This is a genomic window from Lelliottia sp. JS-SCA-14, assembly GCF_035593345.1.
Lineage (GTDB): Bacteria > Pseudomonadota > Gammaproteobacteria > Enterobacterales > Enterobacteriaceae > Enterobacter > Enterobacter wanjuensis.
Genome location: NZ_CP141606.1, coordinates 3,433,491 through 3,457,603, shown reverse-complemented (window position 1 = coordinate 3,457,603; position 24,113 = coordinate 3,433,491). Strand labels below are relative to the sequence as shown.

The window sequence follows — 24,113 nt, the reverse complement described above, 5'->3', positions numbered from 1 at the left end:
AAAACTCCCTTCTTTTTTTTCCTGTTTTATACTCACTATCGCTCCCTAATCCACTTTGCTTGATCGGCATCAAGCAAGATGGGTATGGCGAACCCGGAAAAAAGCGGTATAATCCGGCGATTTTTTTTGCGGTAGCCACCTCAGAGGAGAATGAGAATGAAGATTGTGGAAGTGAAACACCCACTCGTTAAACACAAGCTGGGCCTGATGCGTGAGCATGACATCAGCACGAAGCGTTTTCGCGAACTGGCCTCTGAAGTTGGAAGCTTACTGACTTACGAAGCAACGTCTGACCTGGAAACTGAAAAAGTGACCATCGAAGGCTGGAACGGCCCGGTTCAGGTTGAGCAGATCAAAGGTAAAAAAATTACCGTGGTGCCAATCCTGCGCGCAGGTCTGGGCATGATGGAAGGCGTGCTGGAGCACGTACCGAGCGCGCGTATCAGCGTAGTCGGTATCTACCGTAACGAAGAAACTCTCGAACCCGTCCCGTATTTCCAGAAGCTGGTGTCTAACATCGACGAGCGTATGGCGCTGGTCGTTGACCCAATGCTCGCCACCGGCGGCTCCATGATCGCGACCATCGACCTGCTGAAAAATGCCGGCTGTAACAGCATCAAAGTGCTGGTACTGGTTGCGGCACCGGAAGGTATCGCGGCGCTGGAAAAAGCGCACCCGGACGTTGAGCTGTATACCGCCTCTATCGACCAGGGGCTGAACGAGCACGGGTACATCATCCCGGGGCTCGGCGATGCTGGCGACAAGATTTTTGGTACGAAATAATCGAATAACGATAAAAAAGCCGACTTTGATAGTCGGCTTTTTTTTGAATAAAACACAAACAACTCACAATACTTAGAGGAAAACACTATGACGCGCCGTACTATCGGGGTGAGTGAAAGACCGCCGCTTTTGCAGACGATCCCGCTTAGTTTGCAGCACTTGTTTGCCATGTTTGGCGCAACCGTACTGGTGCCCATCCTGTTTCACATCAACCCGGCCACCGTACTGCTGTTCAACGGCGTCGGCACGCTGCTGTACCTTTTCATCTGTAAAGGCAAAATCCCGGCGTATCTGGGCTCCAGCTTTGCGTTTATCTCCCCGGTCTTGCTGCTGCTGCCGTTAGGCTACGAAGTGGCGCTGGGCGGGTTTATCATGTGCGGCGCGCTGTTCTGCCTGGTGGCTTTCATTGTGAAGAAAGCCGGGACCGGCTGGCTGGACGTGATGTTCCCGCCTGCGGCGATGGGCGCAATCGTTGCCGTCATCGGCCTCGAGCTGGCGGGTGTGGCGGCAAACATGGCTGGTCTGCTGCCTGCGGACGGACAATCCCCGGAATCCAAAACCATCATTATTTCGCTGGTGACTCTGGGCGTAACCGTATTCGGTTCGGTGCTGTTCCGCGGTTTCCTGGCGATTATCCCGATTCTGATTGGGGTGCTGGCGGGCTACGCGCTCTCCTTCGCGATGGGCGTGGTGGATACCTCCCCGATTGCCCAGGCGCACTGGTTCGCGCTGCCAACCTTCTACACGCCACGCTTTGAGTGGTTTGCGATCTTCACCATCCTGCCTGCAGCGCTGGTGGTGATTGCCGAGCACGTCGGCCACCTGGTGGTGACGGCGAACATCGTCAAAAAAGATCTGATCCGCGACCCTGGCCTGCACCGTTCGATGTTTGCCAACGGTCTGTCGACCATGATCTCCGGTTTCTTCGGCTCCACGCCAAACACCACCTACGGTGAGAACATCGGCGTGATGGCGATTACCCGCGTCTACAGTACCTGGGTGATTGGCGGAGCGGCGATCTTTGCGATTCTGCTCTCCTGCGTCGGGAAACTGGCGGCGGCGATCCAGATTATCCCGGTTCCGGTGATCGGTGGTGTCTCTCTGCTGCTGTACGGGGTGATTGGTGCGTCCGGTATTCGCGTGCTGATTGAATCCAAAGTGGATTACAACAAAACGCAGAACCTGATCCTGACCTCCGTTATCCTGATCATCGGCGTGAGCGGCGCGAAGGTGCACATCGGTGCGGCAGAGCTGAAAGGAATGGCGCTGGCGACTATCGTTGGCGTGGGCCTGAGCCTGATCTTCAAGCTGATCTCTGTGCTTCGCCCGGAAGAAGAAGTGCTGGACGCTCAGGAGAGCGAAAAAGCGTCACATTGATCCTGAATCCGGGCGGACGATCCGCCCGGTTCTCTCATCGCGGGTTCCGTGATAAACTCCCTCCCGATTTTATGTGAGACCTTGATCGAGGTATTTCTGAACGGACCGGCACAGCTCTCTCTGCCACTTTATCTTCCTGACGACGAAACTTTCGCGAGTTTCTGGCCGGGCGATAACCCCTCTTTACTGGCTGCACTGCAAAACGTGTTACGCCAGGAGCACAGCGGATACATTTATATCTGGTCACGCGAAGGCGCGGGACGCAGCCATCTGCTGCACGCCGCCTGCGCGGAGCTTTCCCAGCGCGGCGACGCGGTAGGCTACGTGCCGCTGGATAAGCGCACCTGGTTTGTCCCGGAAGTGCTCGACGGCATGGAACATCTTTCGCTGGTTTGCATCGACAATATCGAATGCATCGCCGGGGATGAGCTGTGGGAAATGGCGATGTTTAACCTCTACAACCGGATTCTGGAATCGGGGAAAACCCGGTTGCTGATCACCGGCGATCGCCCACCACGCCAGCTGAATCTCGGATTACCGGACCTGGCGTCTCGTCTCGACTGGGGACAAATTTACAAGCTGCAGCCGCTCTCCGATGAAGACAAACTTCAGGCGCTGCAGTTGCGCTCGCGGTTACGCGGGTTTGAGCTGCCGGAAGACGTGGGACGTTTTCTGTTAAAACGGCTGGATCGCGAGATGCGCACCCTGTTTGATACGCTGGATCAGCTCGACCACGCGTCTATCACCGCCCAGCGCAAGCTGACCATTCCGTTTGTGAAAGAGACGTTGAAGTTATAGAGCCGTAGGCCGGGTAAGGCGAAGCCGCCACCCGGCTTTGTTGCCCGGCGGCGCTTCGCTTGCACGGGCCTACGATTCGATATCCGCTAACAAATGCTCGACTAATAACGGAATCGGCCGTCCCGACGCCACGCTTCTCCCGCCTTCACGCCACAACGCGGTCCCGCTGATATCCAGGTGCGCCCACGGAATCGTCGGCGGACAAAAATGATGCAATAACCACGCCGCTGACGCGCTGATCGCCGCATTATTGGTTGGCGTATTGCACAGATCGGCAATCGTACTCTCCGTCTGCTTTTTCAGCCGCACGTCCAGCGGCAGCGACCATACTTCGTCCCCGCTCCTGATCCCTGCCTGGGTCAGATGATCCCGCAGCGGTTCGTTCTGCGTCATCAATCCGCTCAGCTCATAGCCCAGCGCTTTCACTACCGCACCAGTTAACGTTGCCATATCAATGATGTAGTGCGCCTGCGGATGCCGCTGGCTCGCCCAGGCGATGGCATCGGCCAGCACCAGTCGTCCTTCGGCGTCGGTATTGTTGATCTCCACCGTCAGACCGTTACAGGCGCGCGCCACCGTTCCCGGCTGCATGGCGTCCGGGCCGATGGCGTTTTCCGCCAGCGCCAGCACGCCCATAATCCGCACGGGGAGTTTGAGTTCAGCCACCGTGAGCATCAGCCCCAGCACGTTAGCCGCGCCGCACATGTCGTACTTCATGGTGTACATGCCCGCGCCTTCTTTCAGCCACAGACCGCCCGTGTCAAAAGTGATCCCTTTGCCCACGTAGCAGCGAACCGGACCGTCATTTGTGCCGTCGTAGTGAATCGCCAGCAGGCGCGGCGGGCAGGTGGCCCCTTTGCCCACGGCATGCAGCAGCCCCAGGCCTTGTTCTACGATCTGTTTTTCATCGAGCACTTCACAGCGCAGGGCAGGGAAGGCGGCACAGAGCGTTTGGGCTTCGTCGACCACATATTGCGGCGTGCAGCGATCGGACGGTGTATCCGCCAGACGGCGTGCGGCGATCATTCCGTTGGCGATGGCCTGCTGCTGCTGGATGATTTTCGCCAAACGCTCTCGCTGCTCAGGCAGACAAAGCGCGGCAACGTGGCGAATCCGAAGGCCAGAGTCGTCTTTTTTCTTCAGCTGCAAATCACTGAGTTTATGCGCCTGGTTGAACAGAAAGCGCAGCACCTGAGCCAGCACGGTGTCGTGAATATGGCTGACGTCTATCACCACATTCTCGCTGACGGGGGCGGCAAACAGCGGACGCAGGGCGTTCACTAATCCGTCGGTCAGCGCATCCTGCCACAGGGCGTCCGGCAGCAGGGTGATGCGAGCAAAGGGCGCGCAGCCGAAGCGCGTATCCGCCACGCTTGTGAGTTCACGCATTTCACGAATCAGGGTGGTATCCGGCAGCAGCGCGCAGGACGGGCGCGCCAGCAGATGTGTCTCAGGTTTTGCTGCTGCAAGAGTGGTAATCAGCTCACAGGTGATCATGGTTATTCCTCAATCGGGGCGCGGATCCGCGCGGCATAGGCCTGCATCCATTCATCATCCACGGCCTGATAGTGGGTTTTCTCGCGCAGGCGTTCGGTGCGAAAAACGGTTAACGGCTGAGTGGCGGTAGCGACCACAAAGGAGAAGGTTTTGATATTGGTCGCTGCACCAAACTCGCCTTTGTTATTCATGCACACCACCGAGAGATCGCCCACGCGGCCAAAGCGCGACATCAGCTTATCTTCCAGTTCGAAGACCACGGAATCCGCGGCCTGCTGCGGCGTCATGCCCTGCGCCATACGGCGGACGATTTCGTAGCTGGTGCAGCCTTTCATCAGGTCTTCACCCACGCCGGTGGCGGTGGCCGCCCCCGTTTCGCTGTCGCAGTAAAAACCTGAACCGATGATCGGTGAATCCCCGATGCGCCCGCGTTTTTTCATAAACAGGCCGCTGGTGGAGGTGGCAACGCTCATCGAACCCTGCTTATCGAGCCCGATAATGCCGACGGTGTCGTGGCCGTCATAGGGGCTTAAGCCCTTATCCAGCGTTTCGCGACAGCGCTTGCGGTAATGTTGCATCGCCCGGTCGGTGAGCATGGTTTTGTCCGAAAAGCCCTGACTCAGCGCCCACTCGCGCGCGCCCTGGCCGACCAGCAGGCTGTTGTAGCGCTGGCGGCTGAGCGCTTGCGCAACTCTCACCGGGTTGGCGATATCCACCAGGTTGCCCACTGCGCCGAAGGCCAGGGTGTCGCCGTCCATATAGGCGGCGTCGAGTTCCACCTCGCCATTTTCGGTAGGCAGCCCGCCGTAGCCGACGGACTTGTAAAACGGGAAGTCTTCAACGGCAGCAACGGCATCCACTACCGCCGTCGAAACCGGCTTCCCCGCAGCCAGCGCAGACGCAGACTCCGTCACTCCTTCCAGCGCCATTCGCCAGGTTGCGATAATTCCCCACATGCTTTACTCCTGTTTAGCCAGTGTGGCTTCGGGTTGCGTCGCGGTGGCGATTTCCGCCGCGCGGTACTGTTTGTCCAGAATGCGCATAAACGGCAGATAGAGCATCGCGCCGATCAGCAGGTTGAGCAGCTGCATCACGCTGCCGCTGATGTGCCCGGTGACGATAAATCCGCTGATCACCGGCGGCAGCGTCCAGGGAATAAACACCCCGGTCGTCACGGCGACGGCACCAATTTTCATCGCCGCGTACTGCACGGTGACCAACACCAGCGGCACCAGGTTAAACGGAATCAGCATGATCGGGTTCATGATCACCGGCAGGCCGAACAGAATTGGTTCGTTGATGTTAAACACCGACGCGCCCGCGCCGAGTCGCGCCACTTCGCGCATGTTTTTACTGCGGGCAAAAATCAGCATCGCAATCACCAGCGACAGCGTGGCACCCGCGCCGCCCATCCAGATCATGTCGAAAAACTGTTCGGTGATAATGTGCGGCGGCGTCACACCCGCCTGAATGGCAGCGATGTTGTCGGTCTGGTTCTCCATCCACAGCGGACGGATGATGCCGTTGATCATCGACCCGGAGTTAATACCCACGGACCACAAAATGGTGATGCTGAACACCGTCATCAGCGCGCCGAAATAGGAGGTGCCGTAGTGACGCACCGGCGTGGCGACCACTTCATAGATGAACTGATGGATGGTGTGGTAATGGGTGTTTTCAAACAGGATGCGGATCACCAGCACCAGGATCATCACCACCAGGGCGGGGATCAGCGCGGCGAAAGACTCCTGCACCGCGGGCGGTACGCCGTCTGGCATTTTGATCACCAGGTTTTTGCGCTTCAGCCAGCAGAACAGCTCCGTCCACAGCAGCGAGCCAATCATCGCCACGAACAGCCCTTTACTGCCAATCCACTCGACCGGCATCACGGTAATGCCGCCGTTCTCCGCCACTTTGATAAACGGTGTCAGGATCAGGAAACTGACCAGCGCCAGGATCCCGCACGAGATGCGGTCTTCGCCGTAATGCTCCGCCAGACGGAAGGCGACCAGGAAGCTGATAAACAGCGACATGGTGGAGAAGACGGCGTTAAACGGGATCTCGATAATCGAGCTCCAGCTTTCGCCGAAGGCTGACGACATAAATTGCTGATAGGTCTGATTCGGAAACGACGAGATCACCAGCAGAATCGACCCGACGATGATAAATGGCATGAATGAAACGTACGCGCCACGAATGGCACCCAGATGACGCTGCTGAGCCGTTTTGGCCGCCAGCGGCATCAATTTTGCTTCCATAAATCCCAGAACATTGTTCATTGTGAACTCCGTACAAGATCGAGTGACGTTGTTTGTGTTATGTCTGAGGATTATCAGCGAAGCGTTGCCACCGAAAGGTGAAACAGGTCACAATGTAATCGCGTTGTTAATATAAATCTCACAAGATTGGTTATAATAAATTCCACTGAGGGTTCGGGATGGAAATTAAACTGCACGCCAATGCCACCACCACACCGCGCACCCGTCGCTATCTGCAGGAGTCTGATAAAAGCGACAGAGAGCTGGCCGTGGAGCTGGGCATTTCGGTCACTACCGTCCGGCGCTGGCGCAAGCGCGAGCAGGTTTCAGACAACCATACGACGCCAAAAGTGATACACAAAGCGATGAGACAAGAGCAGGTGTCATTGATTAATGCTCTGCGCGACGCCACCGGTGCGCCGCTGGACGAACTTTTGCTGCTGGTGAATGAAGGACTGGGGATCAGCGTTTCGCGCGCGACGCTCAATCGCTATCTGAAACCCGCTGCGGCATCGCGCCAGGGTGCGCCACAGCAGGGGACAAAGGCGCTAAAAGCGGGTCTTATACCGCAGCGGCTGGAGCTGCATCATCTCCCGCTCTCGCTGCATATGGACGACGGCGGCGAGCAACATCTCCTGTGGGCGCGGGAGCCGATCAGCGGCTGGTGCTTTGCCCGGCTTTACGCCGGGATTTCGCCGCAGCTGGTGGCGAACTGGGCGAAAGAGCTGCTGAAAGCCTGCCCGGCTGATATCCAATCCGTTGAGACTTTCGGTTTTACCACTCGGTTAAACCTGGACGGTGTGGTGATAAAAAACAGCGCGGCGAAGCACAGTGCGGTACAGGTGACGGTCCCGCTCGGCGAGATTATTCCGCGGGTGAATGTGGAACCGGCAGGGCAACTGCTGATGCGAATTGGGGAGTTTTACAATCAGGGCAAAGCGCAGAAAAAGCTGGGAGACACGACGCCGCAGGCTTTTCTCGAAGCGCTGCGGCGCACTGATTAGTTGAGGATTTCGAGCACATCTTCCGGCGGACGGCCAATGCGCGCTTCACCGTTGGCGACCACAATCGGGCGTTCCATCAGCTTAGGATTTTCGACCATCACCTGAATCAGGTCCTCTTCAGACAGGTGGCTGTCATCAAGGTTTAAGGACTTATACAGATCCTCTTTCTGGCGCATCAGCTCCCGTGCGCTTGCCATACCCAGCATGTGCAGGAGCTGGCGGATGGTGGCGGCGTCCGGTGGGGTGTCCAGATACAACACCACTTCAGGGTCAATGCCGTTCGATTTCAGCAGGCTCAGGGTGTCGCGGCTCTTGGAGCAGCGAGGGTTGTGATAAATTTTTACCGCGTCTGACATGACTTCTCCTTATTACATCTTCTCGTACGGCTTGAAGCGTTGCTGCAACCCGCGCAGCTGATCGATTCGGGCGTCGTAACGTGCCTGCTGCAGGCTGCCGAGTTTGACCTGCGAACTGGCGCTGCTTAACAGGGAAATCGACTGATCCAGGCGCCCCACCAGGGCAAAACCTTCGGCGCGCGCGGCCAGCTCCTGATCGCGGTTGCCGAGCTGCGCTTCGGTCTGCGCCAGCAGATCCCAGCCGTTTTGATCGTCTTTGTGGTCAAACGTGTAGCGATTCAGAATCGTCGCCGCGTCCTTGGGCTGACCGCCCTGTAAGTAAGCGTTCGCCAGGTTGAGCTGCAACACCGGATTGGTGCGCAGATCTTTGGCGTTTTTCAGGCGGTTAATCGCATCGGCTGTTTTCTTCTGCCCTAAATCAATATCGGTCGAGAGATCCAGATACCAGGCGTTGTTCGGATCGGCGGCCAGCAGCGGCTGGAGTGCTTTGCGCGCTTCATCGTATTTGCTGGTTTCCATCGCCTGCAGCGCGCGGCCGTACTGCGCCGCGTTCTGCTCGCGGACGTTGCCTTTCGCCAGCGCATCGAGCAGTTCGCCCGTCAGCTGGTTACGCCCGGAATTGTACATGCCGAGGGTTCTGACCTTCGCCATGTAGAAATCCTGCGACGACTGAACGACGACCGGACGCATCTGATTGGCGCGGTTACGCGCATCGGATAGACGGCTTTCCGGCAGGGGGTGCGTCAGCAAAATTTCCGGTGGACGGGTGGAGTACCGCGCCTGGTCGAGCAGTTTTTCGAGGAACGAAGGCATAGCCTGCGGATCAAACCCGGAGCGCTGGAGCACCTGAATGCCAATGCGGTCCGCTTCCTGTTCGTTCTGTTGGGTAAAGCTGATCATCCCCTGGCGCGTTCCGGCGAGCGTGCCGGTCAGTGCCGCCATCCCGGCCTGCGGGCTGGCCATCGCCAGCAGAATCGAGCCTAAGGCACCGACCCAGGTCAGGGGCGCATTCTTTTTCTGATCTTCCATCGCACGCGCCAGATGGCGCTGAGTGACGTGGGAGATTTCGTGCGCCATCACCGATGCGAGCTGGCTTTCGTTATCGGAATAGCGGAATAACGCCGAATGCAGCACTACGTTGCCGCCGAAGAAGGCGAAGGCGTTGATTTCGTCGTTATTGATTAAATAGAAGTGGAAAGGGGTTTTGACCGAATCGGCGTGGGCCACGAGGCGCATGCCGAGCCCGTTGATATATTGCACCAGCAGCGGGTCATTGATCAGCGGCGCGCTGCCGCGGAGCTGACGCACATAGTAATCACCCATCTGCATCTCTTGCCCGATGGAGAGCGTGCTTCCTGCTGAGGTACCCATGTCCGGCAATGTATCGGCGGAGTCAGCGAAAGCTGGCGCCATTTGGCCGACAGTCAGCGCGGCAATCAGCGTTGCAACCAGAGTTTTTTTCAACTGCCTGAACATAACCTCTGCCCTGTATTTTGGATGTAGCCATTTGACCGAAGAACGTGCATATCGTTCACCTTCAACTGCTCTGCGAGTGTAGCCGTGTTAGGGCGTGAAGAAAATCCCCGGCGTCGGCCTTTTGCGTTTCGTGACGCCGCGTCAAAAATGGAAAGTCTTTTGTGTGACAGTTAGATACAATTCGACTCTCGCTCCAGCCATCAGATTCAGGGAAGGGTTGTATGCTCGAAATGTTAATGCAGTGGTATCGGCGTCGTTTCAGCGATCCCGAAGCCATTGCTTTGCTGGTCATTCTGGTCGCCGGGTTCGGTATTTTATTCTTCTTCAGTGGCCTGCTGGCGCCGCTTCTCGTTGCCCTGGTGCTGGCCTATCTCCTCGAATGGCCGACGGTTCGGCTGGAGAAAATCGGCTGCTCCCGCCGCTGGGCGACCAGCATCGTGCTGATCCTGTTCGTCGGGATTTTGCTGTTGATGTCATTCGTGGTGATGCCCGTGGCCTGGCAGCAGGGGATTTACCTGATCCGCGATATGCCTGGGATGCTAAATAAACTCTCCGATTTTGCCGCCACGCTGCCGCGCCGTTATCCGGCGCTGATGGACGCGGGCATTATTGATGCAATGGCGGAAAACATGCGCGCCCGCATCATGACGATGGGCGATTCGGTGGTGAAATACTCTCTCGCTTCGTTGGTAGGGCTGCTGACGCTGGCGGTCTATCTGGTGCTGGTGCCGCTGATGGTCTTCTTCCTCGTGAAGGACAAAGAGCAGATGCTCAACGCCGTGCGCCGCATTCTGCCGCGCAACCGTGGCCTGGCGGGGCAGGTGTGGAAGGAGATGAACCAGCAGATCACCAACTACATTCGCGGCAAAGTGCTGGAGATGATTGTGGTCGGCGTGGCGACCTGGATTGGCTTCATCATCTTTGGCCTGAACTATTCCCTGCTGCTGGCGGTGCTGGTGGGCTTCTCGGTGCTGATCCCTTATATCGGCGCGTTCGTGGTGACGATCCCGGTGGTCGGCGTGGCGCTGTTCCAGTTTGGTCTCGGCACTGAGTTCTGGAGCTGTTTCGCCGTGTACCTGATTATTCAGGGGCTGGATGGCAACCTGCTGGTGCCGGTGCTGTTCTCGGAAGCGGTGAACCTGCATCCGCTGGTGATTATTCTGTCGGTGGTGATTTTCGGCGGTTTGTGGGGCTTCTGGGGAGTGTTCTTTGCGATTCCGCTGGCGACGCTCATCAAAGCCGTGGTTCATGCGTGGCCGGATGTGCCTGCGGTGGAAGAGTAAATTTGCCGGGTGGCGCTGCGCTTACCCGGCCTACAATGTTAAAAAAGGCAACCTCTCGGTTGCCTTTTGCGTTTTATTTGTAGGCCCGTGCAAGCGTAGCGCCGCCGGGCAGCAGACGGCTCAAGCAACTCACGCGTTCGCTTTCAGCCAGTCGAGCACCACGTCGTGGTGGTTGCTGGTTTTGAAATCGTCAAACACATGTTCAACTTTGCCATCGGCATCGATCAGGAAACTGATGCGATGAATGCCGTCGTAGGTTTTGCCCATAAAGGTCTTCTCGCCCCAGACGCCAAACTGTTCGCAGACCTGATGGTCTTCATCGGAGAGCAGCGTAAAGTTCAGCAGCTCTTTTTCAGCGAAACGTGACAGTTTTTCTGATTTATCGGTGCTGATACCCAGCACGTCGACCCCAGCTTTTTTCAAATCATCCATGTTATCGCGTAAACCGCACGCCTGTACGGTACACCCTGGCGTCATGGCTTTCGGGTAGAAATAGACCAGAACACGCTGTCCCTGGAAGTCGGTCAAATTTACTTGCTCGCCGTCTTGATCGGGCAGGCTAAATTTCGGTGCGATGTCACCGGCTTTCAGTGGATTCATTACTCAACTCCATCCTGTTCGTGCTGCGAATAATTGACGACGTTTATACTGCCTTGTGCATTGAGTTCTGTACAGAGTGCTTTGAACGCTTGCTCAATATTTGATGCATCGTGTGAGGCAGGGCTGTGTGCGGTGATCTGAATGAACAATTTTGGTACCGGCCCCGGCTGTGTGCGGGAGACCAGTTCGGCGATGTTCATCTGATGGCTGTCAAAGAGAGCCGTGAAACGTTCGATTAAATGCGGGGAGTCGGTGACTTCAACCTGCACCCAGACGGTCGCCGGCATCGCCGGGCGCGGGCGCGCAGTTGTGCGTTTCATCACGATCAGCAAATCCAGCTCCGCGCCTTTAAGCGGTAAAGTGGATTCAATGAGCGTAATCGCGTTCCATGTCCCGGAGAGCAGCATGATAAAGGTGAACTCGTCGCCCAGCATGGCCAGGCGGCTGTCTTCGATATTACAGCCGCAACTGCTGACGTGGCGGGTGATGGTGTTCACAATACCGGCTCTGTCGGCACCCAGCGCAGTGATAACCAGGTAATGTTGTGATGAGGTTGTCAAACCTGTTCTTCCTTTGCGTGGTTAAGTCATCCTAAGGAAAGCATAAAAAAAACGTGCATACAACAGCCTGGACGCCTTACGTCGCTTGCTTTTATTACAGTTCCAAACGTACCATTGAGAATCTTGTTTGCACAGAGGATGGCCCATGTTCACGGGAAGTATTGTTGCGCTTGTTACGCCGATGGATGAGAAAGGTAATGTCTGCCGGTCAAGCCTGAAAAAACTGATTGATTACCATGTCGCCAACGGGACTTCGGCGATCGTTTCCGTAGGGACTACCGGTGAATCCGCCACCCTGAGCCATGACGAACACGGCGATGTGGTGATGATGACCGTCGAACTGGCGGACGGGCGTATCCCTGTGATTGCCGGGACGGGGGCAAATGCCACCGCAGAGGCCATCAGCCTGACCCAGCGTTTCAACAACAGCGGCATCGTCGGCTGCCTGACGGTGACCCCGTACTACAACCGCCCGACCCAGGAAGGTCTGTTCCAGCACTTCAAAGCCATCGCTGAACATACTGACTTGCCACAAATTCTGTATAATGTGCCGTCGCGCACTGGCTGCGATATGCTGCCGGAAACCGTAGGCCGTCTCTCGAAAGTTAAAAATATTATCGCAATTAAAGAGGCGACCGGGAACTTAAGCCGCGTTCACCAGATCAAAGAGCTGGTTTCAGACGACTTTATTCTGCTTAGTGGTGATGATGCGACCGCGCTGGACTTCATGCAGCTCGGTGGTCACGGCGTGATTTCCGTGACCTCTAACATCGCGGCGCGTGATATGGCCGAAATGTGCAAACTGGCTGCGGCGGGTCATTTCGACGAAGCTCGCTTGATTAACCAGCGTCTGATGCCGCTGCACACAAAATTATTTGTCGAACCCAATCCTATCCCAGTGAAATGGGCATGTAAGGAGTTGGGACTTGTAGCGACCGACACGCTGCGTCTGCCGATGACCCCCATTACCGACCACGGTCGCGAAGTGGTCACCGGGGCGCTGAAGCATGCCGGTTTGCTGTAGAGTTTAGGGAGATTTGATGGCTTACTCAGTACAGAAGTCGCGCCTGGCGAAGGTTGCGGGTGTTTCGCTTGTTATGCTCCTCGCCGCCTGTAGTTCAGACTCGCGCTACAAGCGCCAGGTGAGCGGTGATGAATCCTATCTGGATGCTGCGCCGCTTGCTGAACTTCATGCGCCAGCGGGTATGATCCTGCCGATTCAAAACGGCGATTACAATATTCCTGTCACCAACGGCAGTGGCGCAGTGGGCAAAGCGCTGGACATTCGTCCACCGGCGCAGCCTCTGGCGCTGGTGAGCGGTGCGCGTACCCAGTTTACGGGTGACACCGCAACCCTGCTGGTCGAAAACGGTCGCAACAGTACCCTGTGGCCGCAGGTAGTGAGCGTGATTCAGTCGAAAAATTACGCAATTGATAAGCGCGACGACGCGAGTCAGAGCCTGACGACCGACTGGATCGAATGGAACCGTCTGGATGAAGATCAGCAGTACCGTGGTCGTTATCAAGTCTCTGTCAAACCACAGGGTTATCAGCAGGCCGTCACGGTCAAGCTGCTGAACCTGGAGCAGGCGGGTAAGCCAGTGGCGGATGCGGCATCCCTGCAGCGCTACAGCACCGAAATGCTGAACGTGATTGCCTCGGGTCTCGATAAAAACGCGACCGATGCGGCGAACTCCGCGCAGAGCCGCAGTGGCGTGACCTTCGACGTGCAGAGCGCCGCCGATGACACCGGTCTGCCAATGCTGGTGGTGCGTGCACCGTTCCAGCAGACCTGGCAGCGTCTGCCAGCCGTGCTGGAAAAAGCCGGTATGAAAGTGACCGACAGCACCCGTTCAACGGGCAGCATGACGGCCACCTACAAACCGCTTTCCGATAGCGCATGGAAAGATCTGGGTGCCAGCGATCCGGGCCTCGCTTCCGGCGATTACAAAATTCAGGTCGGTGACCTCGATAACCGCAGCAGCTTGCAGTTCATCGATCCGAAAGGTCACACGCTGACCCAGTCGCAGAACGATGCGCTGGTGGCGGTCTTCCAGGCTGCATTCAGCAAATAAAAAACAGGGCTGGTTAATCCAGCCCTTTTTATTTTCGTGCTACGCAAACGTGTGCGTGGCATAATATCCCGAGATTTTGACCATATCATCACACCAGGAGTAATGAAGATGCAGAAGCAAGCTGAGTTGTATCGTGGCAAAGCGAAGACCGTATACAGCACCGAAAACCCGGATCTGTTGGTGCTCGAGTTCCGCAATGATACGTCAGCAGGGGATGGCGCGCGCATTGAGCAGTTCGACCGTAAAGGCATGGTGAACAACAAGTTCAACCATTTCATTATGAGCAAACTCGCCGAAGCCGGTATCCCGACTCAGATGGAAGCCTTGCTGTCCGATACGGAGTGTCTGGTGAAAAAACTGGATATGGTTCCGGTCGAATGCGTAGTGCGTAACCGCGCCGCGGGCTCCCTGGTGAAGCGTCTGGGCATTGAAGAAGGCATCGAGCTGAACCCGCCGTTGTTCGATCTGTTCCTGAAAAATGACGAAATGCACGATCCGATGGTCAACGAATCCTACTGCGAAACTTTCGGCTGGGTGAGCAAAGAGAACCTGGCGCGCATGCAGGAGCTGACCTACAAAGCCAACGACGTGCTGAAAAAGCTGTTTGATGACGCGGGCCTGATCCTCGTCGATTTCAAACTGGAGTTCGGTCTGTACAAAGGCGAAGTGGTGCTGGGCGATGAGTTCTCCCCGGACGGCAGCCGCCTGTGGGACAAAGAAACCCTCGATAAAATGGACAAAGACCGTTTCCGTCAGAGCCTGGGTGGCCTGATTGAAGCGTACGAAGCCGTTGCGCATCGTCTGGGTGTGAAACTCGATTAATTCCCTTGCAGGCCAAAGGATATGCACATCCTTTGGCTTCTTACCCTTGTTTCCTATGGTAATCCGCCCGTTAACCGCCTACGATCACTCTATCAATATGAAGAGAATTTCGAGGTGGTTATGCGCTGGCAAGGGCGTCGTGAAAGTGACAATGTAGAAGACAGACGCAGCAGTGGCGGCATGGGGCCCTCCATGGGCGGAGGCGGCATGCGGCTTCCCGGCGGTAAAGGCGGCATTGTGCTGTTGCTTATCGTGCTGGTGGCGGGCTACTACGGTGTCGATCTGACCGGTTTAATGACCGGGGAACCGGTGCAACAGCAACAACAATCTCAGCGCTCCATCAGCCCGAACGAAGATGAAGCCGCCAAATTTACCTCCGTGATTCTGGCGACCACCGAAGATACGTGGAGCCAGCAGTTCGAAAAAATGGGTCGCACCTACCAGCAGCCAAAACTGGTGATGTACCGCGGCGCAACGCGCACGGGATGCGGCACCGGCCAGTCCGTGATGGGTCCGTTCTACTGCCCGGCGGACAGCACCGTCTATATCGATCTCTCCTTCTATGACGACATGAAACGCAAGCTCGGCGCTGACGGCGATTTCGCTCAGGGCTATGTGATTGCCCATGAAGTCGGCCACCACGTGCAGAAACTGCTCGGCATCGAGCCCAAAGTGCGCCAGCTGCAGCAAAACGCCTCCCAGACCGAGGTAAACCGCCTGTCCGTACGCATGGAACTGCAGGCCGACTGCTTCGCGGGCGTCTGGGGCCACAGCATGCAGCAGCAGGGCGTGCTGGAGTCAGGCGATCTGGAAGAGGCGCTGAACGCCGCGCAGGCCATCGGCGACGACCGTCTGCAACAGCAGAGTCAGGGCCGCGTGGTGCCTGACAGCTTCACCCACGGCACATCCGAAGAGCGCTACACCTGGTTCAAACGCGGTTTTGCGAGCGGCGATCCGGCCCAGTGCAACACCTTCGGTAAAGCCATGTGATGTGTTGCGCCAGGGAAGAGGCCATGATGTTTGACCGTCTGGTTGCAGAGTTAAAGCGGGAAGGGCATCGTCGACTGCTGGTCATTAGCGGCGACGAAGCGTGGTCGCAGGCGCAGTCCGAGCGGCTTCGTGAGGCGCTGGCGGGCGACTGGCTGCGAATGGAGAACGATGCGCCTCAGGCCTTAAAAAGCCTGCTCGGGCGCGAATACCGCCACGCGATTTTCGATGCCCGTCGCGGGTTTGACGTCTCAACCTTTGCGGCGCTCAGCGGAACGCTCCGCGCCGGAAGCCTGCTGGTGTTACTCACCCCGCCTTTCGCGGCCTGGCCTGAACAGCCCGACATCGACTCCCTGCGCTGGAGCGACACCGAACATCCCATCGCGACGCCGCATTTTGTCCACCATTTTTGCCGAACCGTGAGCCAGGATCCCGGCGTGATGGTCTGGCAACAGCATCAACCTTTCCCGGATAGTACGCTTCCTTCCGCACCCGACTGGCAGCCCGCCAGCGGCGAGCCGCAGCGCGAACAGGCTGAGATTCTGGCGACATTATGTCAGATGCAGTCCGGCGTGGCGGTGGTGACCGCCCCTCGCGGACGCGGGAAATCGGCGCTAGCAGGAATGTTGCTGAGCCGCATTTCGGGCCACGCTATTGTTACCGCTCCGGCGAAAGGGGCGACGGACGTCATCGCCCGCTTCGCGCAGGATAACTACCACTTTATGGCACCCGACTCCCTGCTGGCCTCTGACCAACAGGCCGACTGGCTGATTGTCGATGAAGCCGCCGCGATCCCCGGCCCTTTGCTGGAACAGCTGGTGTCGCGTTTCCCGCGCGTATTACTCACGACGACCATTCAGGGCTATGAAGGCACGGGACGCGGATTCTTACTCAAATTCTGCGCCCGGTTCAGCGGGCTACATCATTTCACCCTTTCTGAACCGATTCGCTGGGCACCTGGCTGCCCCCTTGAGCGCGTGGTGGCTGACGCGCTGTTATTTGACGACGTTGTGGATGTGACTCCCAACGGCGCACCCGAGATCCTCGCACTGGAACAAAACGCCTGGGCGCGCCAGCCACAGCTTGCGGCGGACATCTACAGGCTGTTGTGCTCCGCGCACTACCGCACGTCTCCCCTGGATCTACGCCGGATGATGGACGCGCCGGGCCAGCATTTTGCCGTCGCCCGCATCGGGGAAAAACTGGCGGGTGCGCTGTGGCTGGTGGACGAGGGCGGATTGACCCCAGAGCTGAGTCAGGCGGTGTGGGCGGGATATCGACGTCCACGCGGCAATCTGGTGGCGCAATCCCTTGCCGCCCACGGCGGTTCACCGCTGGCCGCGACCCTTATCGGGCGACGCGTCACACGCGTGGCGGTTCATCCTTCGCGTCAGCGCGAGGGCATCGGCCAGGCGCTTATCGCTGATGCAAGCCGTCATGCGCAGCAGGATTATTTCTCTGTGAGCTTCGGTTACACCGATGAGCTGTGGCGCTTCTGGCAGCGCTGCGGCTTTGTGCTGGTGCGGATGGGAACCCATCGCGAAGCCAGCAGCGGGTGTTTCACAGCGATGGCGCTGCGGCCTGTCAGTGAGGCAGGGCAGGCGCTGTGCGCGCAGGAGCACCAGCGGTTGTGCCGCGATGCGCGCATCATTGAGCAGTGGAACGGCGAAAAGATCCCGGTGGACGATCGCTGGGAGACTACCCTTAATGATGATGACTGGCTGGAGTTGGGCGGTTTCGCCTTTGCCCATCGACCGCTGGCGACCTCTGCGCCGGCGCTGACGCGATTGCTGCTGGCGGTCACTCTGCCGCTTCAGGCGCTGCGTGGCAAACTGGAAGAGAACCGAGACGACGCCTGGCTGTGTGCCGATCTGGCGCTTCAGGGGCGAAAACCGCTGCTGGCGCGACAGCGTCTGGAGGCGGCGCAAGCACTTGACTATCTTGATGTCGAACGCGCTCAGCAGCTCAAGACTGACATTTTGCAATGGCAATTTTTTCAATGACTTCTTCAATGAAGTGGCATGGTCATTACCCCAGAGAGGCGTAAAATCCTGACTATCAATTAAGGAGACTGCCATGAAACATGACCATTTTGTTGTCCAAAGCCCTTCCAGCCCCGCGCAGCAACTGCTGCTGCTGTTTCATGGTGTCGGTGATAATGCAGTGAATATGGGGCAAATCGGCAGCTGGTTTGCGCCGATTTTCCCGGACGCGCTCATTGTCAGTATCGGCGGCGTAGAGCCTTGCGGCCCTCAGGGGCGTCAGTGGTTTTCCGTGCAGGGCGTGACGGAAGAGAACCGTCAGGCGCGTATCGATGCCATCATGCCGACCTTCATTGAAACCGTGCGCTACTGGCAACAACAGAGTGGCGTCGGTGCCGGGGCGACCGCGCTGATCGGTTTCTCGCAGGGGGCGATTATGTCGCTCGAGAGCGTGAAAGCGCTGCCAGGGCTGGCGTCCCGCGTCGTTGCCTTTAACGGCCGCTTCGCGACCTTACCGCAGAGCGCCACGACGGCAACGACGATCCACCTGATCCACGGCGGAGAAGATCGCGTGATTGAGTTGTCCCATGCGGTCGCCGCGCAGGAAGCGCTGATTCGTGAAGGCGGGGATGTGACGCTGGATATCGTGGATGAACTGGGTCACGCCATTGACGATCGCAGCATGCAGTTCGCGCTGGATCACCTGCGTTTTACCGTGCCGAAGCACTATTTCGACGAAGCGTTAAGCGGCAGTAAGCCGAACGACGACGATATTGTGGAATTTATGTGAGTCATTACCCCTCTCCCCATAGGGGAGAGGGAACTGTTGGGTGCAGAATGAGACTATTTCTTCTGGTCTTTCTTCGGCCAGTTGTCGTCATCGTCCCACTTATCGTTAAAGTCACGATGCGGGGGAAGTTCAGGTTTGTTGGCGAGAAACTTCTTGTGGTCCACGCGCTTCAGATCTTTGATCACGTTCAGCAGCACGCCTACCAGAAACACCAACACCAGAATCCACCAATATTTAGCCAGCCAGTCCATTCGCTATTCCTTCTCAGAGCAGTCGTCAGGCGACGAGTTGCTCCATGATACGTTGATACATACGAGCCAGTAGCTGTAAATCAGCCGCGTTCACGCATTCATTGATTTTATGAATGGTGGCGTTTACTGGGCCCAGTTCGACAACCTGCGCACCCATCCGGGCGATAAAGCGTCCGTCTGAGGTACCGCCGGTGGTCAGGAGCTGCGGTTTAATTTCATTATAGTGCGCGATAGCGTTAACCACCGCATCAACCAGCTTGCCGCGTTGCGTCAGGAACGGCTGGCCGGAAAGCCACCAGTCCAGGGTGTAGCGCAGTTCGTACTTATCCAGCAGGGCGATGACGCGGGATTTGATCATCTCATCCGTCAGCTCCGTGCTGAAGCGGAAGTTGAACTGCACGAAGAAGTCGCCCGGAATGACGTTGTTGCTGCCGGTCCCGGCCTGCACGTTGGCAATCTGCATACTGGTCGGCGGGAAGAATTCGTTGCCTTTATCCCACTCGATGCCCACCAGTTCGTTGAGCATCGGCGCGGCGCGGTGTACCGGGTTATCCGCCAGATGCGGATAGGCGACGTGGCCCTGTACGCCGTGGATCGTCAGGTTGCAGGTCAGCGAGCCGCGACGGCCATTTTTTACGACGTCGCCCACCACTTCGGTACTCGACGGCTCACCCACCAGACAATAATCCAGACGCTCGCGGCGCTCCATCAGGGCTTCCACCACTTTGACGGTGCCATTTTTGGCGCTGGCTTCTTCGTCGGAGGTGATTAAAAACGCGAGGCGATTTTTGTGGTTCGGGTGCTGGGCGACAAAGCGTTCCGCGGCGACGACCATTGCCGCCAGCGAGCCTTTCATGTCCGCCGCGCCGCGGCCAAACAGCATACCGTCGCGGATGGTCGGTTCGAAAGGTGGGTTGATCCAGCGGTCAGCGTCGCCCGCAGGGACGATATCGGTGTGTCCGGCAAAAGCCAGCGTTTCGCCCTGGCCGCGCCATGCCCAGAAGTTCTGGGTGTCGCCAAAATCCATACGCTCAACGGTAAAACCAATGGCGCGCAGGCGCTCAATCATTAATGCCTGACAACCTGCGTCGTCCGGGCTAAGGGAGGGACGGCGAATAAGCTGCTGAGTCAGCTCAATGACCGGGCAAGACATAGACTACACCTCAAATGATTTGTGTATAACTGGATTCACTAAAACCCAGCAGCATAGGCTGCCCTGGCGCGCAGAGCAATGGGCGTTTGATGATCGCTGGCATTTCGAGCATTAATTTCGCTGCGCTGTCGGCATCCGTGATGGAATTGCGCACAGATTCATCGAGTTTTCGCCAGGTGGTCCCGCGTGTATTCAGCAGCGCTTCCCAGCCCAGCTCTTTGATCGCGCTATGCAGGAATTCCGCATCCAGGCCGTCGGCGCGATAGTCATGAAAGCGATAATCAACGTTATTGGCTTCCAGGAAGCGGCGGGCTTTCTTGATGGTGTCGCAATTTTTAATGCCGTACATCACAATCATGGTGAATCCTTTTGTCTTTATTTATAGCGAATGTTCAATTTTTTCGACTTTATATTGTTTGGAGAAATATAACACATTCAGCTTATCGTTAATTCAGCTATGCCGATTAATTCAACTTACAGCTGTTAGCTGAATAGTGTTTCATCTTTTACGCATAATTGTCCAGTCGCGTTAAATTTCCTTTAAAGTCAGTCCAGAATAAGATTATCACCCGCTCGTATGGTTGTTTCTAAATATTGCGATTGGTCACATAAAATTAAAGGAGATAGGGCCATATTTGTCTCAGGGCCAGCACAGCAAGCGGGGGAGCCAATCGTAACCATTGATTAAATTATCTTCACAATGCCGATATATTCTCATAGAATACGCATAATAATAAGAGAGGTTGTTATGATTGAACGTGAACTGGGGAACTGGAAAGATTTTATCGAAGACATGCTTCGTAAATGACATTCAGGAAGAACTGCAAGAGCACTTAATTTAGTTATAAAAATGATGTGATAGTTTTTTAACAAATCACACGTTAAAAAGGCGGCTATCAAAGCCGCCTTTTTTATTGCCTGATTACTCCGGCTTTTCTTTTAACGGGAAGCGCTGGCGCACCAGCACGAAGAACAGCGGAACGAAGTAGATGGCGAGGATGGTCGCAGAGATCATCCCGCCCATCACCCCGGTCCCGACCGCGTGCTGGCTGCTGGAGCCTGCGCCGGAGCTGGTGGCCATCGGCAGGACGCCAAACACAAACGCCAGCGAGGTCATCAGGATTGGGCGCAGACGCTGACGACAGGCGTGTAGCGTGGACGAGAGCAGATCGTGGCCCTTCGAATTCATCTCATTGGCAAACTCAACGATCAGTATGGCGTTCTTCGCCGATAGCCCGATCACCGTCAACAGCCCCACCTGGAAGTAAACATCATTCTCAAGACCGCGCATCCAGGTCGCAAGCAGAGCGCCAATCACCCCGAGCGGCACCACCAGCATCACCGAGAACGGTACCGACCAGCTTTCATACAGGGCGGCCAGACAGAGGAATACCACCAGCAGGGAGACGGCATACAGGGCAGGGGCCTGCGCACCGGAGAGGCGTTCCTGATAGGACATCGCCGTCCACTCCAGGCCAAAACCGGCAGGCAGCTGATGCACCAGATTTTCCATGATGTCCATCGCCGTCCCGGTACTCACACCCGGCGCGGCTTCCCCGACGATCTCCAGCGCGGAGTAGCCGTTGTAGCGCTCCAGTCGCGGAGAACCACTCTCCCAGTGGGAGCTGGCGAAGGCGGAGAACGGCACCATGCCGCCGGAATTATTGCGCACATACCAGAGATTAATGTCGTCCGGCAGCATGCGGTAAGGCGCGGCGGCCTGAACGTAGACTTTTTTCACGCGTCCGCGATCCATAAAGTCGTTCACGTAGCTGGAACCCCAGGCGGTTTGCAGCGTGTCGTTGATGTCATCGATGGACACGCCCAGCGCCTGCGCTTTGCGCTGATCGATATCGACCTGCAGCTGCGGGCTGTCATCCAGGCCGTTGTGACGCACGCGCGTCAGCTCCGGATTTTTACCCGCCAGCTCAAGCAGCTGATCGCGTGCGGCCATCAGGGCATCGTGTCCGACACCGGCGTGATCCTGCAGTTCCATATCAAAGCCCGCCGAACTGCCGAGGCCGCTGATCGCCGCCGGGCTGCTGGCAAAGACCCGCGCCTCTTTGATGTGGCTAAAGGCTTTGGTGGCCCGCTCGATAATGGCGAAGGAGGAGCCGGTTTTGCTGTCGCGCTCGTCCCAGTTTTTCAGGCGCACGAACATACGCGCGACGTTCTGCCCGTTCCCGCCCGGGCCGGAGCCGACGGTGGAGAACACCGACACGATGTTGTCTTTCTCTTTGGTGAAGAAGTACGACTCGACGTTTTCCACCACTTTCAGCGTCTGCTGCTGAGTCGCGCCGCTCGGGAGCTGCACGGAGGTAATAAACATCCCCCGGTCTTCCAGCGGCAGGAACGAGGTCGGCAGGCGCAGGAACAGGAACACCATCCCGCCGAGCAGCAGGACGTAAATCAGTATCCAGCGCAGACTGCGGTGGAGGATTTTCCCCACCCCCGCTTCGTAGCGCGCCGCATTGCGGTTAAACATGCGGTTAAACCAGCCGAAGAAGCCTTTCTGGCCGTGCTGTTCGCCCTTGTGTAACGGCTTGAGGAGCGTCGCGCAGAGCGCGGGCGTCAGGATCATCGCCACCAGTACCGAGAGCACCATCGCCGAGACAATGGTGATCGAGAACTGGCGGTAAATTGCGCCGGTGGTGCCGCCGAAGAAGGCCATCGGCACAAAGACGGCGGAGAGCACCATGGCGATGCCGACCAGCGCGCCCTGAATCTGACTCATCGATTTGCGCGTCGCCTCTCGCGGCGACAGACCCTCTTCGGTCATGATGCGCTCGACGTTCTCCACCACCACGATGGCATCATCCACCAGCAGGCCGATCGCCAGCACCATCGCAAACATCGTCAGGGTGTTGATGCTGTAGCCAAAGGCGTACAGTACGGCGAAGGTGCCGAGCAGTACCACCGGAACGGCGATAGTCGGAATCAGCGTGGCGCGGAAGTTTTGCAGGAACAGGTACATCACGAGGAACACCAGCGCGATGGCTTCGAGCAACGTTTTGACCACGTCCTCAATCGAGGCTTTCACGAAAGAGGTGGTTTCATAGGCGACTTTGTACTCCAGCCCATGCGGGAAGTACTGGGAGAGTTCATCCAGCCGGTCGATAACCAGCTTCGCGGTCGCCATCTCGTTCGCGCCGGAGGCCAGTTTCACCCCGATACCGGACGCCTGATTACCGTTAAACCGGCTCAGATAATCGTACTTTTCCGCGCCCATTTCGACGGTGGCGACATCACCAAGACGCACCTCGGACCCGTCCTGATTCACCCGCAGGGTGATATCGCGGAACTGCTGCGGCGTCTGGAGCAGGGACTGGGAGTTGATGGTGGCGTTCAGCGCCTGTTTATCCACCGACGGCGTACCGCCCAGCTGCCCGACGGCAATCTGCGCGTTCTGAGATTTGATGGCATTGGTCACGTCGGTGGCGGTCATCTGGACGCTGTTCAGCTTCGCCGGATCCAGCCAGATACGCATGGAGTACTGCGAGCCGTAAGCGTCGATATCGCCGACGCCGTTGATACGGCTCAGCGGGTCCTGAATGTTACTCGCGACGTAATCCGAAATATCCTGCTTATCCATCGATCCGTCGGTGGAGACGAAGGCGATGGTCAGGATGTTGGAATCGCCGGTTTTACGCACCGTCACGCCCTGGTTCTGCACCGCCTGCGGCAGCTTACGCATCGCCGATTGCAGCTGGTTTTGCACCTGCTGGACGGCTTCGTCGGGATCGGAGCCGGCGGTAAAGCTCAGGGTCACGGTCGCCTGACCCGTCGCGCTGCTCTGCGACGACATGTACATCAGGTTATCCAGCCCGGTCATGTTCTGTTCAATCACCTGGGTGACGGTGTTTTCCAGGGTTTGCGCCGACGCACCCGGATAGTTCGCGGTGATACGCACGTTCGGCGGGGCCAGATCGGGATATTGCTCAACAGGTAAAGACAAAATGGCGAGAGTGCCGGTCAGACATAAAATAATTGCCAGCACCCAGGCAAAAATGGGGCGATCAATGAAAAAATTCGCCATGAAAATAAGACCTCGTAAGCTTGCA

The 24,113-nt window shown here is 57.2% G+C and carries 23 protein-coding genes; 12 read left to right on the top strand and 11 right to left on the bottom strand.

The features are described from left to right. Positions 1-156 precede the first annotated feature (156 nt). From upp to U9O48_RS16145, 3 genes are all read left to right on the top strand, one after another. Positions 157-783, top strand: coding sequence for a uracil phosphoribosyltransferase (gene upp / locus U9O48_RS16155; protein WP_023308769.1), 627 nt, complete (start codon positions 157-159; stop codon positions 781-783). Positions 784-870: 87 nt separating this feature from the next. After that, entirely contained in the window at positions 871-2,160 is a 1,290-nt protein-coding gene (uraA, locus tag U9O48_RS16150; RefSeq protein ID WP_095282874.1) for a uracil permease, read from the top strand. A 96-nt stretch (positions 2,161-2,256) separates the two neighbouring features. Then, a complete protein-coding gene (locus tag U9O48_RS16145; RefSeq protein WP_282495522.1) occupies positions 2,257-2,958 on the top strand; it encodes a DnaA inactivator Hda in 702 nt (233 codons plus the stop codon). A 69-nt stretch (positions 2,959-3,027) separates the two neighbouring features. Here U9O48_RS16145 and U9O48_RS16140 read toward each other — a convergent pair whose 3' ends face one another. The 3 genes from U9O48_RS16140 to celB are packed head-to-tail and all read right to left on the bottom strand — an operon-like array spanning position 3,028 to position 6,734. After that, positions 3,028-4,455: a leucyl aminopeptidase family protein gene (locus tag U9O48_RS16140; RefSeq protein ID WP_324722793.1), complete on the bottom strand. Its 1,428-nt coding sequence runs from the start codon at positions 4,453-4,455 to the stop codon at positions 3,028-3,030. Positions 4,456-4,457: 2 nt separating this feature from the next. Next, positions 4,458-5,411, bottom strand: coding sequence for a N(4)-(beta-N-acetylglucosaminyl)-L-asparaginase (locus tag U9O48_RS16135; protein WP_285146856.1), 954 nt, complete (start codon positions 5,409-5,411; stop codon positions 4,458-4,460). Between the two features lie 3 nt (positions 5,412-5,414). Next, positions 5,415-6,734, bottom strand: a complete 1,320-nt coding sequence (gene celB, locus U9O48_RS16130) for a PTS cellobiose transporter subunit IIC (RefSeq protein WP_285146855.1) — start codon at positions 6,732-6,734, stop codon at positions 5,415-5,417. A 158-nt stretch (positions 6,735-6,892) separates the two neighbouring features. On the opposite strand from celB, the gene U9O48_RS16125 reads away from it, so the two are divergent. Further along, on the top strand, positions 6,893-7,717 hold the full coding sequence (locus U9O48_RS16125; protein ID WP_324722792.1) for an XRE family transcriptional regulator: 825 nt from the start codon (positions 6,893-6,895) through the stop codon (positions 7,715-7,717). On the opposite strand, the gene arsC is transcribed toward U9O48_RS16125, so the two are convergent. Together arsC and bepA are read right to left on the bottom strand one after the other, a co-directional pair. Beyond that, a complete protein-coding gene (gene arsC, locus U9O48_RS16120) occupies positions 7,714-8,073 on the bottom strand; it encodes an arsenate reductase (glutaredoxin) (RefSeq protein WP_324722791.1) in 360 nt (119 codons plus the stop codon). The two genes, U9O48_RS16125 and arsC, sit on opposite strands and share 4 nt — an antisense overlap. A gap of 12 nt (positions 8,074-8,085) precedes the next feature. Further along, entirely contained in the window at positions 8,086-9,549 is a 1,464-nt protein-coding gene (gene bepA / locus U9O48_RS16115) for a beta-barrel assembly-enhancing protease (RefSeq protein WP_285158459.1), read from the bottom strand. Positions 9,550-9,770: 221 nt separating this feature from the next. Between bepA and U9O48_RS16110 the strand changes: the two genes are divergently transcribed. Next, positions 9,771-10,832 (top strand): AI-2E family transporter, encoded by a 1,062-nt coding sequence (locus U9O48_RS16110; RefSeq protein ID WP_282495490.1) that lies wholly within the window; start codon positions 9,771-9,773, stop codon positions 10,830-10,832. Positions 10,833-10,961: 129 nt separating this feature from the next. Here U9O48_RS16110 and bcp read toward each other — a convergent pair whose 3' ends face one another. Both bcp and U9O48_RS16100 read right to left on the bottom strand, forming a co-directional pair. Next, entirely contained in the window at positions 10,962-11,432 is a 471-nt protein-coding gene (gene bcp / locus U9O48_RS16105) for a thioredoxin-dependent thiol peroxidase (RefSeq protein ID WP_100779347.1), read from the bottom strand. Then, a complete protein-coding gene (locus tag U9O48_RS16100; RefSeq protein WP_282495489.1) occupies positions 11,432-11,992 on the bottom strand; it encodes a glycine cleavage system transcriptional repressor in 561 nt (186 codons plus the stop codon). Before U9O48_RS16100 ends, bcp begins: the two co-directional genes overlap by 1 nt. Positions 11,993-12,137: 145 nt before the next feature. On the opposite strand from U9O48_RS16100, the gene dapA reads away from it, so the two are divergent. From dapA to ypfH, 6 genes are all read left to right on the top strand, one after another. Then, positions 12,138-13,016: a 4-hydroxy-tetrahydrodipicolinate synthase gene (gene dapA, locus U9O48_RS16095; RefSeq protein ID WP_282495488.1), complete on the top strand. Its 879-nt coding sequence runs from the start codon at positions 12,138-12,140 to the stop codon at positions 13,014-13,016. A gap of 16 nt (positions 13,017-13,032) precedes the next feature. Continuing rightward, entirely contained in the window at positions 13,033-14,067 is a 1,035-nt protein-coding gene (gene bamC / locus U9O48_RS16090; RefSeq protein WP_282495487.1) for an outer membrane protein assembly factor BamC, read from the top strand. A 108-nt stretch (positions 14,068-14,175) separates the two neighbouring features. Continuing rightward, complete coding sequence (gene purC, locus U9O48_RS16085; protein WP_095282862.1) at positions 14,176-14,889, top strand: phosphoribosylaminoimidazolesuccinocarboxamide synthase; 714 nt, start codon at positions 14,176-14,178, stop codon at positions 14,887-14,889. A gap of 120 nt (positions 14,890-15,009) precedes the next feature. Then, positions 15,010-15,879, top strand: a complete 870-nt coding sequence (locus U9O48_RS16080; RefSeq protein ID WP_285146850.1) for a neutral zinc metallopeptidase — start codon at positions 15,010-15,012, stop codon at positions 15,877-15,879. A 23-nt stretch (positions 15,880-15,902) separates the two neighbouring features. Beyond that, positions 15,903-17,879 carry a tRNA(Met) cytidine acetyltransferase TmcA gene (locus U9O48_RS16075; RefSeq protein WP_324722790.1) on the top strand — a complete coding sequence of 659 codons (1,977 nt, stop codon included), beginning with the start codon at positions 15,903-15,905 and terminating at the stop codon, positions 17,877-17,879. Between the two features lie 73 nt (positions 17,880-17,952). Then, positions 17,953-18,648 carry an esterase gene (gene ypfH / locus U9O48_RS16070; RefSeq protein WP_285149815.1) on the top strand — a complete coding sequence of 232 codons (696 nt, stop codon included), beginning with the start codon at positions 17,953-17,955 and terminating at the stop codon, positions 18,646-18,648. A 53-nt stretch (positions 18,649-18,701) separates the two neighbouring features. On the opposite strand, the gene U9O48_RS16065 is transcribed toward ypfH, so the two are convergent. From U9O48_RS16065 to U9O48_RS16055, 3 genes are read right to left on the bottom strand one after another with little or no spacing between them, the layout of a single operon-like run. Beyond that, positions 18,702-18,899: a YpfN family protein gene (locus U9O48_RS16065; protein ID WP_059179411.1), complete on the bottom strand. Its 198-nt coding sequence runs from the start codon at positions 18,897-18,899 to the stop codon at positions 18,702-18,704. 25 nt (positions 18,900-18,924) lie between these two features. Then, entirely contained in the window at positions 18,925-20,052 is a 1,128-nt protein-coding gene (dapE, locus tag U9O48_RS16060; protein WP_282495483.1) for a succinyl-diaminopimelate desuccinylase, read from the bottom strand. A 10-nt stretch (positions 20,053-20,062) separates the two neighbouring features. Further along, positions 20,063-20,410: an ArsC family reductase gene (locus U9O48_RS16055; RefSeq protein ID WP_285146848.1), complete on the bottom strand. Its 348-nt coding sequence runs from the start codon at positions 20,408-20,410 to the stop codon at positions 20,063-20,065. A 390-nt stretch (positions 20,411-20,800) separates the two neighbouring features. Here U9O48_RS16055 and ypfM point away from each other — a divergent pair, with 390 nt between their 5' ends. Further along, the gene (gene ypfM, locus U9O48_RS16050; protein ID WP_100780840.1) at positions 20,801-20,860 is read left to right on the top strand and encodes a protein YpfM; all 60 of its coding nucleotides are present in this window, start codon (positions 20,801-20,803) and stop codon (positions 20,858-20,860) included. Between the two features lie 114 nt (positions 20,861-20,974). Here the strand turns inward: ypfM and acrD are convergent, their stop codons facing one another. Beyond that, on the bottom strand, positions 20,975-24,088 hold the full coding sequence (gene acrD, locus U9O48_RS16045) for a multidrug efflux RND transporter permease AcrD (protein ID WP_282495481.1): 3,114 nt from the start codon (positions 24,086-24,088) through the stop codon (positions 20,975-20,977). Between the last annotated feature and the right edge of the window lie 25 nt (positions 24,089-24,113).

Bases quoted from the DNA above. Each gene is read 5' to 3' on its own strand.
- upp (WP_023308769.1), top strand. From the start codon at position 157: ATGAAGATTGTGGAAGTGAAACACCCACTCGTTAAACACAAGCTGGGC.
- uraA (WP_095282874.1), top strand. From the start codon at position 871: ATGACGCGCCGTACTATCGGGGTGAGTGAAAGACCGCCGCTTTTGCAG.
- U9O48_RS16140 (WP_324722793.1), bottom strand. From the start codon at position 4,455: ATGATCACCTGTGAGCTGATTACCACTCTTGCAGCAGCAAAACCTGAG.
- U9O48_RS16135 (WP_285146856.1), bottom strand. From the start codon at position 5,411: ATGTGGGGAATTATCGCAACCTGGCGAATGGCGCTGGAAGGAGTGACG.
- celB (WP_285146855.1), bottom strand. From the start codon at position 6,734: ATGAACAATGTTCTGGGATTTATGGAAGCAAAATTGATGCCGCTGGCG.
- U9O48_RS16125 (WP_324722792.1), top strand. From the start codon at position 6,893: ATGGAAATTAAACTGCACGCCAATGCCACCACCACACCGCGCACCCGT.
- arsC (WP_324722791.1), bottom strand. From the start codon at position 8,073: ATGTCAGACGCGGTAAAAATTTATCACAACCCTCGCTGCTCCAAGAGC.
- bepA (WP_285158459.1), bottom strand. From the start codon at position 9,549: ATGTTCAGGCAGTTGAAAAAAACTCTGGTTGCAACGCTGATTGCCGCG.
- U9O48_RS16110 (WP_282495490.1), top strand. From the start codon at position 9,771: ATGCTCGAAATGTTAATGCAGTGGTATCGGCGTCGTTTCAGCGATCCC.
- bcp (WP_100779347.1), bottom strand. From the start codon at position 11,432: ATGAATCCACTGAAAGCCGGTGACATCGCACCGAAATTTAGCCTGCCC.
- dapA (WP_282495488.1), top strand. From the start codon at position 12,138: ATGTTCACGGGAAGTATTGTTGCGCTTGTTACGCCGATGGATGAGAAA.
- bamC (WP_282495487.1), top strand. From the start codon at position 13,033: ATGGCTTACTCAGTACAGAAGTCGCGCCTGGCGAAGGTTGCGGGTGTT.
- purC (WP_095282862.1), top strand. From the start codon at position 14,176: ATGCAGAAGCAAGCTGAGTTGTATCGTGGCAAAGCGAAGACCGTATAC.
- U9O48_RS16080 (WP_285146850.1), top strand. From the start codon at position 15,010: ATGCGCTGGCAAGGGCGTCGTGAAAGTGACAATGTAGAAGACAGACGC.
- U9O48_RS16075 (WP_324722790.1), top strand. From the start codon at position 15,903: ATGATGTTTGACCGTCTGGTTGCAGAGTTAAAGCGGGAAGGGCATCGT.
- ypfH (WP_285149815.1), top strand. From the start codon at position 17,953: ATGAAACATGACCATTTTGTTGTCCAAAGCCCTTCCAGCCCCGCGCAG.
- U9O48_RS16065 (WP_059179411.1), bottom strand. From the start codon at position 18,899: ATGGACTGGCTGGCTAAATATTGGTGGATTCTGGTGTTGGTGTTTCTG.
- dapE (WP_282495483.1), bottom strand. From the start codon at position 20,052: ATGTCTTGCCCGGTCATTGAGCTGACTCAGCAGCTTATTCGCCGTCCC.
- U9O48_RS16055 (WP_285146848.1), bottom strand. From the start codon at position 20,410: ATGATTGTGATGTACGGCATTAAAAATTGCGACACCATCAAGAAAGCC.
- acrD (WP_282495481.1), bottom strand. From the start codon at position 24,088: ATGGCGAATTTTTTCATTGATCGCCCCATTTTTGCCTGGGTGCTGGCA.